General features: G+C 63.4%; 14 protein-coding genes and 1 pseudogene. 9 read left to right on the forward strand and 6 right to left on the reverse strand.

Features of this window, described 5'->3' with window-relative positions; all coding sequences use genetic code 11:
• Nucleotides 1–20 precede the first annotated feature (20 nt).
• Together LGQ10_RS19525 and LGQ10_RS19530 are read left to right on the forward strand one after the other, a co-directional pair.
• Nucleotides 21–1,808: a hypothetical protein gene (locus tag LGQ10_RS19525; protein WP_226522929.1), complete on the forward strand. Its 1,788-nt coding sequence runs from the start codon at nucleotides 21–23 to the stop codon at nucleotides 1,806–1,808.
• A 120-nt stretch (nucleotides 1,809–1,928) separates the two neighbouring features.
• A complete protein-coding gene (locus tag LGQ10_RS19530; RefSeq protein WP_226522930.1) occupies nucleotides 1,929–2,141 on the forward strand; it encodes a PA3496 family putative envelope integrity protein in 213 nt (70 codons plus the stop codon).
• On the opposite strand, the gene LGQ10_RS19535 is transcribed toward LGQ10_RS19530, so the two are convergent.
• Nucleotides 2,083–3,045, reverse strand: a complete 963-nt coding sequence (locus LGQ10_RS19535; protein ID WP_058438886.1) for a LysR family transcriptional regulator — start codon at nucleotides 3,043–3,045, stop codon at nucleotides 2,083–2,085. The genes LGQ10_RS19530 and LGQ10_RS19535 overlap by 59 nt on opposite strands.
• Nucleotides 3,046–3,235: 190 nt before the next feature.
• Between LGQ10_RS19535 and LGQ10_RS19540 the strand changes: the two genes are divergently transcribed.
• The 4 genes and pseudogenes from LGQ10_RS19540 to LGQ10_RS19555 form a co-directional block, all read left to right on the forward strand.
• Entirely contained in the window at nucleotides 3,236–4,651 is a 1,416-nt protein-coding gene (locus LGQ10_RS19540; RefSeq protein ID WP_226522931.1) for an acetyl-CoA carboxylase biotin carboxylase subunit, read from the forward strand.
• A gap of 100 nt (nucleotides 4,652–4,751) precedes the next feature.
• Nucleotides 4,752–6,560: a sodium-extruding oxaloacetate decarboxylase subunit alpha gene (oadA, locus tag LGQ10_RS19545; protein ID WP_058438884.1), complete on the forward strand. Its 1,809-nt coding sequence runs from the start codon at nucleotides 4,752–4,754 to the stop codon at nucleotides 6,558–6,560.
• 268 nt (nucleotides 6,561–6,828) lie between these two features.
• Complete coding sequence (locus LGQ10_RS19550) at nucleotides 6,829–8,103, forward strand: type II toxin-antitoxin system HipA family toxin (protein ID WP_226526162.1); 1,275 nt, start codon at nucleotides 6,829–6,831, stop codon at nucleotides 8,101–8,103.
• Nucleotides 8,100–8,363, forward strand: a pseudogene (locus LGQ10_RS19555) (helix-turn-helix domain-containing protein); the annotation flags it as partial. The gene LGQ10_RS19550 and the pseudogene LGQ10_RS19555, both read left to right, overlap by 4 nt.
• Nucleotides 8,364–8,453: 90 nt before the next feature.
• Here LGQ10_RS19555 and LGQ10_RS19560 read toward each other — a convergent pair.
• Together LGQ10_RS19560 and LGQ10_RS19565 are read right to left on the reverse strand one after the other, a co-directional pair.
• Nucleotides 8,454–9,290 (reverse strand): amino acid ABC transporter permease, encoded by an 837-nt coding sequence (locus LGQ10_RS19560; protein ID WP_226522933.1) that lies wholly within the window; start codon nucleotides 9,288–9,290, stop codon nucleotides 8,454–8,456.
• Complete coding sequence (locus LGQ10_RS19565) at nucleotides 9,287–10,108, reverse strand: ABC transporter substrate-binding protein (protein ID WP_058438881.1); 822 nt, start codon at nucleotides 10,106–10,108, stop codon at nucleotides 9,287–9,289. The genes LGQ10_RS19560 and LGQ10_RS19565 overlap by 4 nt, the downstream gene beginning before the upstream one ends.
• A 110-nt stretch (nucleotides 10,109–10,218) precedes the next feature.
• Between LGQ10_RS19565 and LGQ10_RS19570 the strand changes: the two genes are divergently transcribed.
• Complete coding sequence (locus tag LGQ10_RS19570) at nucleotides 10,219–11,118, forward strand: homocysteine S-methyltransferase family protein (RefSeq protein ID WP_226522934.1); 900 nt, start codon at nucleotides 10,219–10,221, stop codon at nucleotides 11,116–11,118.
• 91 nt (nucleotides 11,119–11,209) lie between these two features.
• On the opposite strand, the gene LGQ10_RS19575 is transcribed toward LGQ10_RS19570, so the two are convergent.
• The 3 genes from LGQ10_RS19575 to LGQ10_RS19585 are packed head-to-tail and all read right to left on the reverse strand — an operon-like array spanning nucleotide 11,210 to nucleotide 13,001.
• Entirely contained in the window at nucleotides 11,210–11,881 is a 672-nt protein-coding gene (locus tag LGQ10_RS19575) for a GNAT family N-acetyltransferase (RefSeq protein ID WP_226522935.1), read from the reverse strand.
• Nucleotides 11,882–11,900: 19 nt separating this feature from the next.
• Nucleotides 11,901–12,347, reverse strand: a complete 447-nt coding sequence (locus LGQ10_RS19580) for a GNAT family N-acetyltransferase (RefSeq protein WP_226522936.1) — start codon at nucleotides 12,345–12,347, stop codon at nucleotides 11,901–11,903.
• Between the two features lie 30 nt (nucleotides 12,348–12,377).
• Entirely contained in the window at nucleotides 12,378–13,001 is a 624-nt protein-coding gene (locus LGQ10_RS19585; protein WP_226522937.1) for an FMN-binding negative transcriptional regulator, read from the reverse strand.
• 102 nt (nucleotides 13,002–13,103) lie between these two features.
• On the opposite strand from LGQ10_RS19585, the gene LGQ10_RS19590 reads away from it, so the two are divergent.
• Both LGQ10_RS19590 and LGQ10_RS19595 read left to right on the forward strand, forming a co-directional pair.
• A complete protein-coding gene (locus LGQ10_RS19590) occupies nucleotides 13,104–14,654 on the forward strand; it encodes a PLP-dependent aminotransferase family protein (RefSeq protein ID WP_226522938.1) in 1,551 nt (516 codons plus the stop codon).
• A 40-nt stretch (nucleotides 14,655–14,694) separates the two neighbouring features.
• Nucleotides 14,695–15,906 carry a YeeE/YedE family protein gene (locus LGQ10_RS19595; protein ID WP_226522939.1) on the forward strand — a complete coding sequence of 404 codons (1,212 nt, stop codon included), beginning with the start codon at nucleotides 14,695–14,697 and terminating at the stop codon, nucleotides 15,904–15,906.
• The last annotated feature ends 75 nt before the right edge of the window (nucleotides 15,907–15,981 follow it).

Consider the following 15,981-nt stretch of genomic DNA (forward strand, 5'->3'; position numbering starts at 1 on the left):
AGAGAGCGGCTATTTTCCGGTTGACCGGAAATCCGGGGAGGCGATGTCCATTTTTCAAGGAGCGGCAGTCGATGGTCAGGATTCCAACATATGCACAGGCCTTCGAGGCCCTATGCCACGGGGCGGGGCTGGTGACTGCCGCTGCCAATGGCTTTTCCGAGCTTCGGTCCTATGAAGGCAGGCAGAAGCTGTACTACAGGAAGGTCAATGGAGTGGAACAAGGGCTGCTGCCGGACCTGCTCGGGTACCTGGTGCAGGACGACCAGGCGCTGGCCCGTGCGCTCCAGCATTATCTGGACCAATACGAGCATGTCTTCTCGATATTGAGGTCACGCCCGATCCTCACTTACCAGGACTACCCAACGGGGATCGCCCGGTTCCTGGATACGTGGGTGCTACCGCAACTGGCGGTACTTTTGCATCGGTTGGGCGACAAGCTCTCTCCTCGAACGACGCTCCATCATTTCCACGCCCTGCTGGTCAGCCACGGGGCTGGCGACCTGAAGGCTTCTTCCCTGAAGGCCTACGTAAAAAGCCTGGTTCCAGCCACGGTGGAAGCTCCGGATTTTTTCTATGCCCTGGATAAGACCAGCGATAAATCCCATAAGAAACTCTCCACGATCAACGCCGAGATCGAGAGCCTCGGGGCGGAGATTTCATCCAGCAAGCTGACTGCGGCGCAGCAGCAGGAACTGCTGGACACCATTGGTGGCGCGTACCGGGCGGCGACTGCGCTCAACCGTTTTTCCGAGATGTACAGTGCTGCCCAGGTTGATTCGAAGAGCACCTTGGTAGAGCGTTTTCGTCATCATTACGAAGCCGTCTACGGGCGTCGGAAGCAGGATCGGTTGCTGATTGCGCATCTCAGACTGTTCGATGGAGTCATCGCTTCCCGCCTGTCCAGTGCCGATCAAAACCCTTACTTTGAGTACATATTCGCTACCTTTTCACAACAAGTCGCCGCCAGGTCGATTGAGGAATTTGAACCCCTCTACCAGCTTATGCTGGCTACTGAGGAAGTCCCCCGGGTTGCCGTGGTGATCGAGCAGGCGTTCGCCAGGCTGGAGCGGCATTCGGACTACCCACTGTTTGCGGCCTTTGGAGTGCAGGCACGGGCCGCCCTGGCCCTGGAGGAGGGCGAGACAGCGCGGGCCCTGGAGCTTTATCGGAGCGTCTTGCCCTACGTGGAAAAACAGCAGTTGGGGCATCTGGGGTTCTTCGCCGCGTCCTATGTCATCGCCCTGGAAGTGATGCAGGAAACGCCCATGGCGCACGGTCTCCAGAACCCCCTGATCAGCTACAGGATCGAGTCGGAGCCACAGATCGCTGAATTGCATGGGGCCTGGCCTACGGTTTTCACTCCCTTCAATGATCTGCCCGAATGGCCCGCCCCGGTGCGAGCGGTGTTTGCCTCGATCAAGGAGTTCAACCGGGACATGTTGGAACTGGCGCGAATTCCCCGGGAGATCTACTGCAACCCGTTGAAGAAGCTCGACGGATTCATGGGAGCGTTCTTCCAGCTGCTTGGGGAGAAGGGCGATGAGGGCCAGTTCGGCAAGTTGATCTGCAAGGCGATCAAGAGCAAGGACAGGGCACGCTCGGTATTGAGCATGCACACCGCCACGCCCTATGAAGTCCTGCGCGATGAACACCTGTACGCGCAAACGCTGTTCGGTGGCCGCAAGCTGTATTTCCAGCTCAACCCGCACTTGCATGCGTACTGCCGGTTACCGGACGCCCACAAGAAACTCATCCTGCAGGCCCTGGGCCCGGACCGTTACCGACAGGACTCCCAGCAGGCCGTTTGAGCCCTGGCGGCGCCGTTCGTCGAGCGACGCAAGCTTCATCGTTCTGTTACTCCAGTGACGTACAACTGTCATCGGGGTAGCGCATCGTGAAGCCTCCGTACTCGCATTGGGAGACTCGAAATGGCCCGGCCTTACGAAGACAGCAACAGCGCAGTCAAGACCCGTCGTCAGCAGGAAGACCAACGCCGCATGGAATTTCGCCGTGCGATCGAACACCGCTCCGAGCTGCGTCGCCTGCAACAGGAAATCAACGACTACCCCGAGCTCGATGCCGTCAATTACTGGCAGGCAGCGGCGGCAGCTTCCCGTCAAACCGTTCAACCAGCCCGCTGATCTGCACCCGTTCGCTGCGGATGAATCCCAGGAACGCATGCGCTACCGGTGACAGGCGTTTGGCCTTGGCCTGCACCAGGCACCAGCTGCGAAGCAATGGCAGCTCTTCGACCGGCAACTCGATCAGGCCGCCGGTCGCCAACTCGAGGTTCAGGGCGTGGCGCGTCAGCAAGGCCACGCCCAGGCCTGCCCGGACGCATTCGCGTTGTGCTTCCGCCGATGACACCTCGAGGACCTGGGTGAAGTGCACGCGCTTTTCCTTGAAGTACTCCTCGCAGGCCAGGCGGGTGCCCGAGCCCTGTTCGCGCAGCACCAGGGTGTAGGGCTCCAGGTCCTGCAGGCGCAGCGCTCCCATGTGGCTCAGCGGATGGTCCGGCGGGGCCACGGCGACGATGGGGTTGTTGAGGAAGGGCAGGAACTCCAGCTCCATGTCCTGGGGCACCATGGACATGATCACCAGGTCGTCGCGGTTGTCCGAAAGGCGGCGGATCACCTGGGCGCGGTTGACCACGGTCAGTTGCAGATGGACTTCCGGGTGCTGGCGCTTGAAGGCGGCGAACAGATGCGGCACGAAGTACTTGGCGCTGGACTCCACTGCCAGCTTGAGCTGGCCCTGCAGCGAACCCTGCATGTCGGAGAGCTGCATGTCGAGGTTCTCCAGGCGCCCGAAGATGTCCCGGCTGGCCCGTTGCAGGGCCTCGGCGGCTTCGGTCATGTAGAGCTTCTTGCCGACATAGTCGAACAGCGGCTGGCCGATCAACTCTTCAAGCTGACGGATCTGCAGGCTGACCGCAGGCTGGGTCAGGGACATTTCCTCGGCGGCGCGGCTGTAGGAGCGTAGATCGCAGACTTCGTTGAAGATTTGCAGCTGACGCAATGTCAGTCTCATCAGGGACTTGCGCATATCTCTCAGGCTCGCACCCAGGGTTCGTGACAAAACTATAAGTCTTTACTTATGGTCATCCCAATAATTATTGATTTTTGTTAATCCCTTCGCGGAGCTAGTGTGTCGCTGCGACTGACTTGAAACATTTGGTCACGCGCCGACTCGGTCTAGCGGGTCGTTTGTTTCAATGGCTCAAGGGAAATTCCAAGTGATAAAAAAGATCCTGATTGCCAACCGTGGTGAGATTGCCGTACGAATCGTGCGTGCCTGCGCCGAGATGGGCATCCGTTCGGTAGCGATCTTCTCCGACGCCGACCGCCATGCGCTGCACGTCAAGCGTGCGGACGAAGCCCACAGCATCGGTGCCGAGCCCCTGGCCGGTTACCTGAACCCGCGCAAGCTGGTGAACCTGGCGGTGGAGACCGGCTGCGATGCCTTGCATCCCGGCTATGGTTTCCTCTCGGAAAACGCCGAACTGGCAGACATCTGCGCCGAACGCGGGATCAAGTTCATAGGTCCGGCGGCAGAAGTGATCCGCCGCATGGGCGACAAGACCGAAGCGCGCCGCAGCATGATCAAGGCCGGCGTGCCAGTCACCCCGGGCACCGAAGGCAACGTCGCCGATATCCACGAAGCCCTGCGCGAAGGCGACCGCATCGGTTATCCGGTCATGCTCAAGGCCACCTCCGGTGGTGGCGGCCGAGGCATCCGTCGGTGCAACAGCCGCGAAGAGCTGGAGCAGAATTTCCCCCGGGTGATCTCCGAGGCCACCAAGGCCTTCGGTTCGGCCGAAGTGTTCCTGGAAAAATGCATCGTCAATCCCAAGCACATCGAGGCGCAGATCCTGGGTGACAGCTTCGGCAACGTGGTCCACCTGTTCGAGCGCGACTGCTCGATCCAGCGCCGCAACCAGAAACTCATCGAGATCGCCCCGAGCCCGCAACTGACCCCCGAGCAGCGCGCCTACATCGGCGACCTGTCGGTGCGCGCGGCCAAGGCCGTGGGCTACGAGAACGCCGGCACCGTGGAGTTCCTGCTCGCCGAGGGCGAGGTGTACTTCATGGAGATGAACACCCGGGTGCAGGTGGAACACACCATCACCGAGGAAATCACCGGCATCGACATCGTCCGCGAGCAGATCCGCATCGCCTCGGGCCTGCCGCTCTCGGTGAAACAGGAAGACATCCATCACCGCGGTTTTGCCCTGCAGTTCCGGATCAATGCCGAGGACCCGAAGAACAACTTCCTGCCCAGCTTCGGCAAGATCACCCGCTACTACGCCCCCGGCGGCCCTGGCGTGCGTACCGACACGGCGATCTACACCGGCTACACCATTCCGCCGTTCTACGACTCCATGTGCCTGAAGCTGGTGGTGTGGGCGTTGACCTGGGAAGAAGCCATGGACCGCGGCCTGCGCGCCCTGGACGACATGCGCCTGCAGGGGGTCAAGACCACCGCCGCGTACTACCAGGAAATCCTGCGCAATCCGGAATTTCGTAGCGGCCAGTTCAACACCAGCTTCGTCGAAAGCCACCCGGAATTGACCAACTACTCGATCAAGCGCAAACCCGAAGAGCTGGCCCTGGCCATCGCCGCCGCCATCGCCGCCCACGCAGGCCTTTGAACAAGCAGCGGCAAGCGTTTAGCGACAAGCGCCAAGCTAGAGCCGATCGGCTTTTACTTGCAGCTTGTCGCTCGCAGCTTGTCGCTAAGAGGAGATAAGAATGTCCAAGAAGATCTTTGTTACCGACACCATCCTGCGTGACGCCCACCAGTCCTTGCTGGCGACCCGCATGCGCACCGACGACATGCTGCCGATCTGCGACAAGCTCGACAAGGTCGGCTACTGGTCCCTGGAAGTCTGGGGTGGCGCGACCTTCGACGCCTGCGTGCGCTTCCTCAAGGAAGACCCGTGGGAGCGCCTGCGCCAGCTGCGCGCCGCGCTGCCCAATACCCGCCTGCAAATGCTCCTGCGCGGCCAGAACCTGCTGGGCTACCGCCATTACAGCGACGACGTGGTCAAGGCCTTCGTGGCCAAGGCGGCGGTCAACGGCATCGACGTGTTCCGCATCTTCGACGCCATGAACGACGTGCGTAACCTGCGCGTGGCCATCGAAGCGGTGAAGGCTGCCGGCAAGCACGCCCAGGGCACCATCGCCTACACCACCAGCCCGGTGCACACCATCAAGGCGTTCGTGGCCCAGGCCAAGCAGATGGAAGCCATGGGGTGCGACTCGGTGGCGATCAAGGACATGGCCGGCCTGCTGACCCCGTATGCCACCGGCGAGCTGGTCAAGGCGCTGAAGACCGAGCAGTCGCTGCCGGTGTTCATCCACTCCCACGACACCGCCGGCCTGGCCGCGATGTGCCAGCTCAAGGCCATCGAGAATGGCGCCGACCACATCGACACCGCGATCTCCAGCTTCGCCTGGGGCACCAGCCACCCGGGCACCGAGTCCATGGTCGCGGCCCTGAAGGGCAGCGAGTTCGACACCGGCCTGGACCTGGAACTGCTGCAGGAAATCGGCCTGTACTTCTACGCCGTGCGCAAGAAGTACCACCAGTTTGAAAGCGAATTCACCGCCGTGGACACCCGTGTGCAGGTCAACCAGGTGCCGGGCGGGATGATTTCCAACCTGGCCAACCAGCTCAAGGAGCAGGGCGCCCTGAACCGCATGAACGAAGTACTGGCGGAGATTCCGCGGGTCCGTCACGACCTGGGCTACCCACCGCTGGTGACCCCGACGTCGCAGATCGTCGGCACCCAGGCGTTCTTCAACGTCCTGGCCGGCGAGCGCTACAAGACCATCACCAACGAAGTGAAACTTTACCTGCAAGGCGGCTACGGCAAGGCCCCGGGTGAGGTCGACGAGAAACTGCGGCGCCAGGCCATCGGCAGCGAGGAGGTGATCGACGTCCGTCCGGCCGACCTGCTGAAGCCGGAAATGACCAAGTTGCGTGGCGAAATCGGCGCGTTGGCCAAGTCCGAAGAGGACGTGCTGACCTACGCCATGTTCCCGGACATCGGGCGCAAGTTCCTCGAAGAGCGTGAGGCCGGCACCCTGGTACCGGAAGTGCTGCTGCCGATCCCCGAGGCCGGTGGCGTCAGCAAGCCGGGCGGCGAGGGCGTGCCCACCGAGTTCGTCATCGACGTCCATGGCGAGACCTACCGCGTCGACATTACCGGTGTCGGTGTGAAGGCCGAAGGCAAGCGCCACTTCTACCTGTCCATCGACGGCATGCCGGAAGAAGTGGTGTTCGAGCCGCTCAACGAGTTCGTCGGCGGCGGCACCAGCAAGCGCAAGCAGGCCAGCGCCCCGGGTCATGTCAGCACCACCATGCCGGGCAACATCGTCGATGTGCTGGTCAAGGAAGGCGACGTGGTCAAGGCCGGCCAGGCCGTGCTGATCACCGAAGCCATGAAGATGGAGACCGAAGTCCAGGCGGCCATCGCCGGCAAGGTCGTGGCCATCCACGTGGCCAAGGGCGACCGGGTCAACCCGGGCGAAATCCTGATCGAGATCGAAGGCTGAGTTCAGGCCCTCATCTGCAACTGTTTACCTCGGGGGGGCTACGGCCTCCCTTTTTTTGTCTTTCTAAAATGTAATTTAATGCATTTTAAACAAGGATATTTTGTTGAAAATGCATTTTGATGCACTTTTTTGGGCCATGTCGGTGAATGTATGCATTATAATACATGAATGACTGATTCGAATGCCTACTGAAATGCATTAAATTGCAGGTGCTCAAATGCTTCGGCTGACGTTGCAACTCTATTGCGCAGGGGCGTGGGCCGACGCCATGACCCTGACCTTCGACCAACCTGAAGCGGGTTTTGCCAGCCCTTGCAGCTTTGGTTATGTCCCGCAGTATCTGGTGGATAACCTGGAAGCTACTGGCAGCCCGCTCGCCCGTTCGGTCAGTGCACAGATACCTTTGGGTTGGGAGCCTTGGCGTGAAGCCCAGGCCCCGGCCTTTGTCTATGACATCGCCCCTGCGGGCGCGGCCAAGCGTTTTCTGCTGACGCACATGGGGCGTGAACGGCCTGAAGATCTGGCGCCCGAGTTGTTTCTGCTGGCGCGATCCACACCGTCACCTATTGGCAACCTGCGGATCAAGGAGTCGCTGGCGACCCTGGACGAACGTCCGGCGCTGGGCTTCTCGCGCGAGGATGTGGTGACTCGTGACAACCGTTTTCTCGAGTATGTCCATGAGCAGGGAGCGGCGATTGGGGGAGCCACTGGAGCTGGGGGCGAAGCCCCCAAGTTGCTGCTGACCGAGAGTCACGAGGGGCTGTTGTACCCCGATGCAGTGCTTGAAGATGGCTTGGCGGTGCAGCACTGGTTCGTGAAGTTCCCTCGTAACCAGGCTACGCAGAACGACTGCGACATCCTCAGAAGCGAGTTCCATTACTACCGGGCCTTGCAGCAACTGGGAGTCGATACGGTGCCGTCGCAAGGCTTGGCCCTGGAGGAGGCTCGCAAGCCCAGCCTGTGGATGCAGCGCTTTGACCGGCGAGTGTCGGAGGCGGGGGTCGAGCGGCTGGCAGTGGAGTCGATCTATTCCCTGGCCGGGCTGGTCGGTTATGGCCACGGCATGCGCCACACCGAGGTCCTGGGGATACTTGCGGAGCTGTGGCGAATCACCGGCCAGGAGTCGCAGCTGCCCGAACTGGTGGCGGATTATCTGCGACGAGACCTGCTCAACAAGATCCTCGGCAACTCGGATAACCATGGGCGCAATATCGCGATCATCCGCAGCGAAGACGCGGTGCAACTGGCGCCGATCTACGATCTGGCGCCCATGGTCATGGACGAGGAAGGCATTACCCGGACCCTCAAATGGCCCGGGCGCATGGAAGTGGCTGGTGACGTCGACTGGCGCCTGGTGTGCGCCAGCCTCAAGCCGTTGCTCGATCCCGAGGCCGCGCTGACGCGCCTGCGCGCGGATGCCGAACAGCTGCGGGCCCTGCCGGACCTGTTGAGTGCCAGTGGCTTGCCCGAAGCCACCCTGAACCATCCGCGCATTCACTTGCGCCACCTGGACCGACGCCTGCAGGAGTGGGGATTGCGATGAGTATGACGGTGGAAGAACGCGGGACTCTGATCGACGACATTCAGCAGGAAATGGCTGCCGGTCGCCTGCCGATTGGCGATGCGGTCAAGCGCCTGCGCACTGAAGTCACGGGGCTGCAGCAGAACCTGTTCGCCCGGATGTGCCGGATTTCCCTGCGCACCCTGATCCATATCGAACACGGTGACGGCAATCCGACCCTCAAGTCGCTGAACGCCGTGTTCAAGCCCTTCGGCCTGCAGATGGGCGTGGTGAAAGTGCAGAAGACCAGCCGAGCCCGTTCGCTGCTCAATGAGCTTGAGCGCTCGGAAAGGAGCCCGGTTACCCCGGGCCCATCAGTGCTCACCTGAGCCTCACCCGCGCTGTACGTAACCCTTGCCGTAGTGCTTTTCCATCCGCGCCTGGATCAGTTCCAGGCCAATGGACAGCAGCCAGTAGATCAGCGCCGCAGTGCTGAGCATCTCGATGTAGCGGTAGCTGGAACGACCATAGGACTGGGCCAGGAACATCACTTCCCAGACCCCCATCACCGAGATCAGCGACGAGTCCTTGAGCATCGAGATGAACTGGTTGGTGGCCGGCGGGATGAGGGTACGCATGGCCTGGGGCAGGGTTACCTGCCAGAAGATCACACTGTCGCTCATGCCCAGGGCCAGGGCTGCCTGGCGCTGGCCATGGGGCACGCCGAGGATGCCGGCGCGGAAGATCTCGCTCAGGTAGGCGCCGTAGTTCAGCGACAGGGCGATGATCCCGGCGGTGATGGCGCCGGGCACCACTCCCAGTTGCGGCAGGCCGAGGTAGATCAGCAGGATCTGGATCAGCAGCGGCGTGCCGCGAAAGAACGAGGCGTAGAAGCTGGCGATGCCGAATGCCACGGCGCTCGAAGACAGCCGCGCCAGGGCGGCGACGAAGCCCAGTAGCGACGAGGCGACGATGGAGCAGGCGCAGAGGAACAGGGTCAGCGCCGCGCCTTGGAGGAAGCCGCTGGGTGACAGGTGCAGGCCCAGCAGGTTTGGCAGCTTGTCGAGGATGATCGAGAACTTCAGGTCGAAGCTCAGGAAGAAGCTGGCGAACAGCACCAGCAGCGCGGCCCAGGTCAGGTACAGGCGGGTGCGAAAGCCCAGCAGGCGCTTGAGCAGCGGTGCAGCCACCGATTGAGGTGGCTGAGGCGGTGGCGTATGAGCAGTCATCGGCTGATGTCGGCGCCGATCCATTTCTGCGACAGCTGGCTCAGGGTGCCGTCCTGCTTCAGCTGGGCGAAGACTTCACGCACCTTGGCATCCCACTGTGCATCGCCTTTCTCGATGGCCACCGAGTTGGGCTCGGCGTACAGCGGCTCGCCAGCCAGCTTGAAGCGCGAGTCCTGGGTCAGGCGCGGCTGGGCGGTGACCAGGTTGGTGAGGATTGCATCCAGGCGCACGCCCGGGCCCAGGCCGAGGTCCTGGAAGGCCACGTTGTCGGTGTCGTAGGGAGCAATCTGCACGTTCTCGAAGGGGTATTGCAGGTGGGTGTCCTCGGCACCTTCGATCACCAGGTTCTTGTTCAGGTAGCCTTCATAGCTGGAGGCGGCAGTGAGGCCGACCTTCTTGTCGCTCAGGTCCTTGGCACCGTGGATCCGCTCATCCTTGGCGTTGACCACGATCACCGCCGGCGAGGCGTAGTACTGCACCGGGAAGTCGAAGACTTCGGCGCGGGCCTTGCTCGGGGTCATGGAGCAGATGCAGATGTCGTAGCGCCCGCTCCAGCGGCCGGCGGCGATCACGTCCCAGGACGGTGTTTCCAGGCGCAGCTTGACCCCGAGCTTGTCGGCCACGGCCTTGGCCACGTCCACATCGAAGCCGTCCAGCTGGTTCTGCTCGTTGAGGAATGAGAAGGGTGGATAGCTTTCCATCAGCACCCCCACCAGCTCATTTTTCTGTTCGATACGCTCCAGGGTAGTGCCAGCGAAAGCTTGGGAGGAGGCGGCAAGCAGGGTCAGGCCGAAGGCCAGCAAGGGTTGGAAGGGCATCGGAATCCTGACTGAAAAAGAGTTGTTATTAACTGAATGGTGCGTATTTAATAGTTATAAGAACGACTCTGGTAGTGAGTTATTTTCATAAGAATATGAGCGAAAAGCATATGGGCGCAGAGAGCACGGTAATTCTGGATGGCGGTATGGGTCGTGAGTTGCAGCGCCGTGGCGCACCGTTCCGACAGCCTGAGTGGTCAGCGCTGGCGTTGAGCGAAGATCCCCGGGCGGTGGAGGCGGTGCATGCGGCCTACATCGCCAGCGGCGCCGATGTGATCACCAGCAACAGTTACGCCGTGGTGCCTTTCCACATTGGCGAAGAGCGCTTCGCTGCTGAAGGCCAGGCGCTGGCGTCCCTGGCCGGCGAGTTGGCGCGTCGTGCGGTGCAGGCCTCCGGCAAGCCGGTGCGAGTGGCGGGCTCGTTGCCGCCACTGTTCGGCTCCTATCGCCCTGATCTGTTCGACGCTGGCCGGGTCGCGGAGGTGCTGGGCCCGCTGGTTCGGGGCCTGGCGCCCCATGTCGACCTGTGGCTGGCGGAAACCCAGAGTTCGATTGCCGAGGCGCGGGCGATTCATGCCGGGCTGCCCCAGGACGGCAAGCCGTTCTGGCTGTCCTTCACCCTGAAGGACGAAGAGGTCGACGAAGTGCCGCGCCTGCGTTCCGGCGAGCCGGTGGCCGATGCGGCGGCCGCAGCGGCGCAGTTGGGTGTACAGACCCTGCTGTTCAACTGCAGCCAGCCTGAAGTGATCGGTGCGGCGGTGGATGTGGCCCGCGAGACGTTCGAACGCCTGGGAGCGCAGATTCACATTGGCGTTTACGCCAATGCCTTCCCGCCTCAGCCCGAGGATGCGACCGCCAACGATGGCCTGTGCCCCCTGCGCGAAGACCTGGACCCGCCGGGTTATCTGCAATGGGTGGCGGACTGGCACCAGCGCGGTGCCAGCCATGTGGGCGGCTGCTGTGGCATTGGCCCGGAGCATATCGCGGTGCTGGCGCAGAAACTGCGCTGAAGTGCCCCTGTCGCAGCCTTCAACGGCGCCGCCCGCTGCGCGGTGGATCGCAGCCTGCGGCAGTGGCTCCAGTTGTTCGCCGGCGAGCCGCCTAGCCGCGGCACTCCGCCAGAGACCTGAGCTGCCCCGAGCCGCTCTGGTTCTCGTCACCGAGCCATTGCTCGAAGCCCTTGGCAATCGCCGGCCATTCCCCATCCAGGATCGAGAACCAGGCGGTGTCGCGGTTCTGACCCTTGGCCACCATGTGCTGGCGAAACACCCCTTCAAAACTGAACCCCAACCGCTGCGCCGCGTAGCGCGAGCGCTCGTTGGCGTTGTTGCACTTCCATTCCAGGCGCCGGTTGCCCAGGGCGAAGGCCTCTTTGGCCAGCAGGTACACCGCCTCGGTGCTCTTGGGCGAACGCTGCATGGGCGCGCCGAAAGTCACGTGGCCGATCTCGATGCGGCCCTGGGCCGCGACAATGGACATCAGGCTGATCAAGCCCTGGGCCTGGCCGCTGGCACGGTCGATCACGGTAAAGAAATACGGATCGCTGGCGGCGGCGTGGCCATTGAGCCAGGCATCGAAGACCGGGCGCTCCGGGAAGGGCCCGTAAGGCAGGTAGTTCCACAGCTTGGGGTCGGCTCCGGGGCCTTGCAGGGCTTGGAACAGATCGTCGCCATGGCGCGCCGGGTCGAGCCTTTCCAAACGGATGAAGCGCCCTTCGAGCAGGGTGGCCGAAGGGGCGGGAACGCCTTTCCAGTCGGCGAGAGAAATCGACATGCAGTGGCTCCTTGGCAATTCAGAGGGGTTTGCGGAACTGGATGAAGCCCGGGCGCTCGGCGATGCGCTCATACAGCTGGATGGCCGTGGCGTTGGTTTCATGGGTCAGCCAATGAACCTTGGCGCAACCGTCCCGCTTCGCCTGGGCGTAGACGAATTCGATCAACTGGCGGCCCACGCCGGTACCGCGTTGATCCGGGGTCACCAGCAGGTCCTGCAGGTAGCAAGAGTTCTCGATGCTCCAGTTGGAGCGGTGGTAGATGAAATGCACCATGCCCACCGCTCGCTCGCCGTCCCAGGCCAGGGCCGCGTGGGTCGGTTCGCTGGGGTCGAGAAAACGCTGCCAGGTGCTCTGGGTCACTGCATCCGCCAGCTCGGTTTCATAGAAACGCAGGTAGGCCTGCCACAGGGGCAGCCAGGCGCCTTGGTCGGCAGCAGTAACGGGGCGGATCTGGATCTGGCTCATGAGAGCTCCTTTATTGTTCTGGACGAAAACCTAGCTCATCAGTCGGGCGAGTTGCTGGTCGCGCAGGTCGGCGCTGGCCGCCAGGCCTTCGCGCACGCCGGCGGCATCCTCGGCGTTGCGGTTCTGGCTGAGCTTGCGCTTGCCTTCCAGGCGCTGGATCGGCAGGGCGAAACCGACAATCGCTTTGAGCATGCCATCGATGTAGTCGGCAGGGGCGTCCGCTACCTTCCACGGTTGCGGGCGAGCGCTTTCGTGACGTTCGGTCAGGCCTTCAACCACCTTCAGCAGCCGTTGCAGATCGGTGAAGACCTCGGGCTGGCCATAGGCGTGCACCGCCACGTAGTTCCAGGTTGGCACCACTTTGCCGTGTTCGGCCTTGCTCGGATAGAACGAAGGGCTGACGTAGGCGTCCTCGGCCAGGAAGATCACCAGGGCCTGGGCGCCGTCGGCCAGCTCGGCGCACTGCGGGTTGGCCTTGGCCAAGTGGCCGTAGAGGGTGCCATTGGCGCCTTGGGCCAGGTCCAGCAACAGCGGCACATGGCTGGCCTGCAAGCCCTGGGCGCCCCAGGTCACCAGGGTGGCCAGGCGGCTGTGCTGGATCACGCCATGCAGCCGGGGGAGGTCTTCATCAACAAAAGCACGAGGTAGGTACATGCAAAAAAATCCTTGGCGAGTGCCTGCATCCTAGGCAGGCTAATGGTTCGTTGTAAGAGCCATCAACGGCCTATTTCATGGGTCCAATTGCGGGAAGCCCCGATGAACAGTGCTTTGCCTGCGCTATCTTTCAACCCTGCCGGCATCCAGCTGGATCGCGGCCAGGGTCTCAGCCGCCAGCTGTACCAGGCCCTGCGCCAGCGGGTGCTGGACGGGCGCCTGGCCAGCGGCACGCGTTTGCCCGCCAGCCGTGACCTGGCCGCCGCCCTGGGGATCTCCCGCAATAGCGTGGTGCGCGCCTACGACCAGCTGTATGCCGAGGGTTTTATCGAGGGGCGGGTCGGCGATGGCACCTACGTGACACAATTGCCGGAAACCCGGTTACCGATCAAAAAACTATCCACAAAAGTATCCACAGGCTTTTCAACAAGCTTACCCACAGGTTTATCCACAAAATCAGCTGAAATTACTGTTGATTTATCCAGTAAAGTTATCCACAGCAGTGGTTGGCAACGCCTGCAAACCCATCATTTGAGCACCCCGCCCAAGGGGCCACCGCGAGCTTTTCGGGTTGGAGTCCCGGCCTTCGATCTGTTCCCGTTCGAGGTCTGGGCCAAGCTGAATGCGGCTTTCTGGCGCAGACCCGACCTCGGCCAGTTGTGTTACGGCGACTCGGCGGGCGACCCGCGCCTGCGCAGCCTGATCGCGGCCTACTTGCGCAGCGCTCGGGGGCTGCACTGCACGGCTGAACAAATAGTGATCACCAGTGGCGCGCAGCAGGGCATCAGCCTTTGTGCACAGCTGTTGGTGGAGCCCGGCGACCGGGTGGCTGTGGAGAATCCCGGCTACCGGGCCGCCGGTCACGCCTTCGCCCTGGCGGGCGCGCAGTTGCAGGGTGTGGACGTGGACCAGGAGGGCATCGACTGCCGCCAGCTGGAGCAGCTGGACAACTGCCGCCTGGCCTATGTCACGCCGTCTCACCAGTACCCCACGGGGGTGATCATGAGCCTGGCCCGGCGCCTGGAGCTGCTGGCCTGGGCCGAGCGCACCGGGGGCTGGATCGTCGAGGACGACTACGACGGCGAGTACCGCTACAGCGGCGCACCCCTGGCGCCCCTGGCGGCGTTGGACCGCCAGGGCCGGGTGATCTATGTCGGCACCTTCGGCAAGGTGGCGTTCCCGGCGCTGCGCCTGGGTTACCTGGTATTGCCGCCGACCCTGGTGCAGCCCTTCGCCCAGCGTCGGGCGGTGGACGTGCGCCATTCCGAAGTCAGTACCCAGGCGGTGATGGCCGAATTCATGGCCGCGGGGCACTTCCAGCGGCATATCCGGCGCATGCGCCGGGCCGCCCTGAGCCGTCGCAACACCTTGCTGGCCGCTTGGCCTCAGGCCATCGACGGCGTCGGGCCGCTGCCCGGTGTGGCGGCGGGGCTGCACCTGACAGTGCGGGTCGACAGCCTGGCGCGGGAACAGGCGTTGCTGGCCCAGGCCACAAGCGTAGAGGTCGAGATGACCGGCCTGAGCAGCTACTGGCTGCCGCACACCGCCTTGCCCGAGGACCAGCGGGCCGGACTGGTGCTGGGCTTCGCGGCGGTGCCGGAGGCCGATATCCAGGCGGCGGTGAGCCGCTTGCGCCAGGCCTGGCGGGTTTGAGCGGGTATACTCACGAGCCTTTCCCCGCCCGAGACCCCCCATGAACCAGACCCTTTCCCTGGCGCCGGAACGCAAGTTCGGCGCCCCCTTGTTCGCCTTGCTGCTCCTGGTGGCCGGCGCCCTGTTCCTGCAAGCCCAGGTCGGTGCCCGGCAGGTGTTGTTGCTGCTGCTGGGCGCCGCGCTGGGGTTGACCCTGTACCACGCGGCCTTTGGCTTTACCTCGGCCTGGCGGGTGTTTATCCGCGACCGCCGTGGCGCCGGCCTGCGGGCGCAGATGGTCATGCTGGCCCTGGCCGTGCTGCTGTTCTTCCCGGCCCTGGGGGCGGGCAGCCTGTTCGGCCAGCCGGTGGTGGGCCTGGTGGCGCCGGCCGGGGTCTCGGTGATCTTCGGGGCCTTCATCTTCGGCATCGGCATGCAGCTGGGCGGCGGTTGCGCGTCCGGCACCCTGTTCACCGTCGGCGGCGGCAATGCGCGGATGCTGGTGACCCTGGCGTTCTTCATCTGTGGCTCGCTGATCGCCACCCATCATGTGGATTGGTGGTTCGCCCTGCCGTCGCTGCCGCCGATCTCCATTGTCCAGAGCTTTGGCGTGGGCCCGGCGCTGGGCTTGAGCCTGTGCCTGTTCGCGCTGATCGCGGTGCTGACCCTGACCCTGGAAAAACGCCGTCACGGCAGCCTTGAAGCCCCGGTGGCCAGCCAGCAACAGGGCTGGCGCCGTCTGCTGCGCGGCCCGTGGCCGCTGGTCTGGGGGGCGGTGGCCCTGGCCCTGCTGAACTTCGCCACCCTGGCCCTGGCCGGGCGCCCATGGGGCATCACCTCGGCGTTCGCCCTGTGGGGCGCCAAGGTCGCCAGCGGGTTGGGTGTGGACGTGGGCAGCTGGGTGTTCTGGCAGGGCGCGGCCAATGCCAAGGCCCTGGCGGCCCCGGTGTGGCAGGACATCACCAGTGTCATGGACATCGGCATCGTGCTCGGTGCGTTGCTGGCGGCGGGCCTGGCGGGACGCTTCGCGCCCAACCTGAGGATTCCCACCCGCTCCCTGGTGGCGGCGGTGATCGGTGGCCTGCTGCTGGGTTACGGCTCGCGCCTGGCCTATGGCTGCAACATCGGCGCTTACTTCAGCGGCATCGCCTCCGGCAGCGTGCACGGCTGGCTGTGGCTGGTGGCGGCGTTCATCGGCAATGGCGTGGGCGTGCGCCTGCGGCCCTGGTTCTTCGCCGAAGAGCGTGCCCCCCAGGGGCTGACCGGCTGCTGATGGCTGGTTGTGGCGAGGGAGCTTGCTCCCGCAGTCGTGAATCGGTTCTCGCGGAGTATCAGGCAGAACCGGGTA

Origin of the sequence: Pseudomonas sp. L5B5 (assembly GCF_020520285.1) — a bacterium.
Classification (GTDB): domain Bacteria; phylum Pseudomonadota; class Gammaproteobacteria; order Pseudomonadales; family Pseudomonadaceae; genus Aquipseudomonas.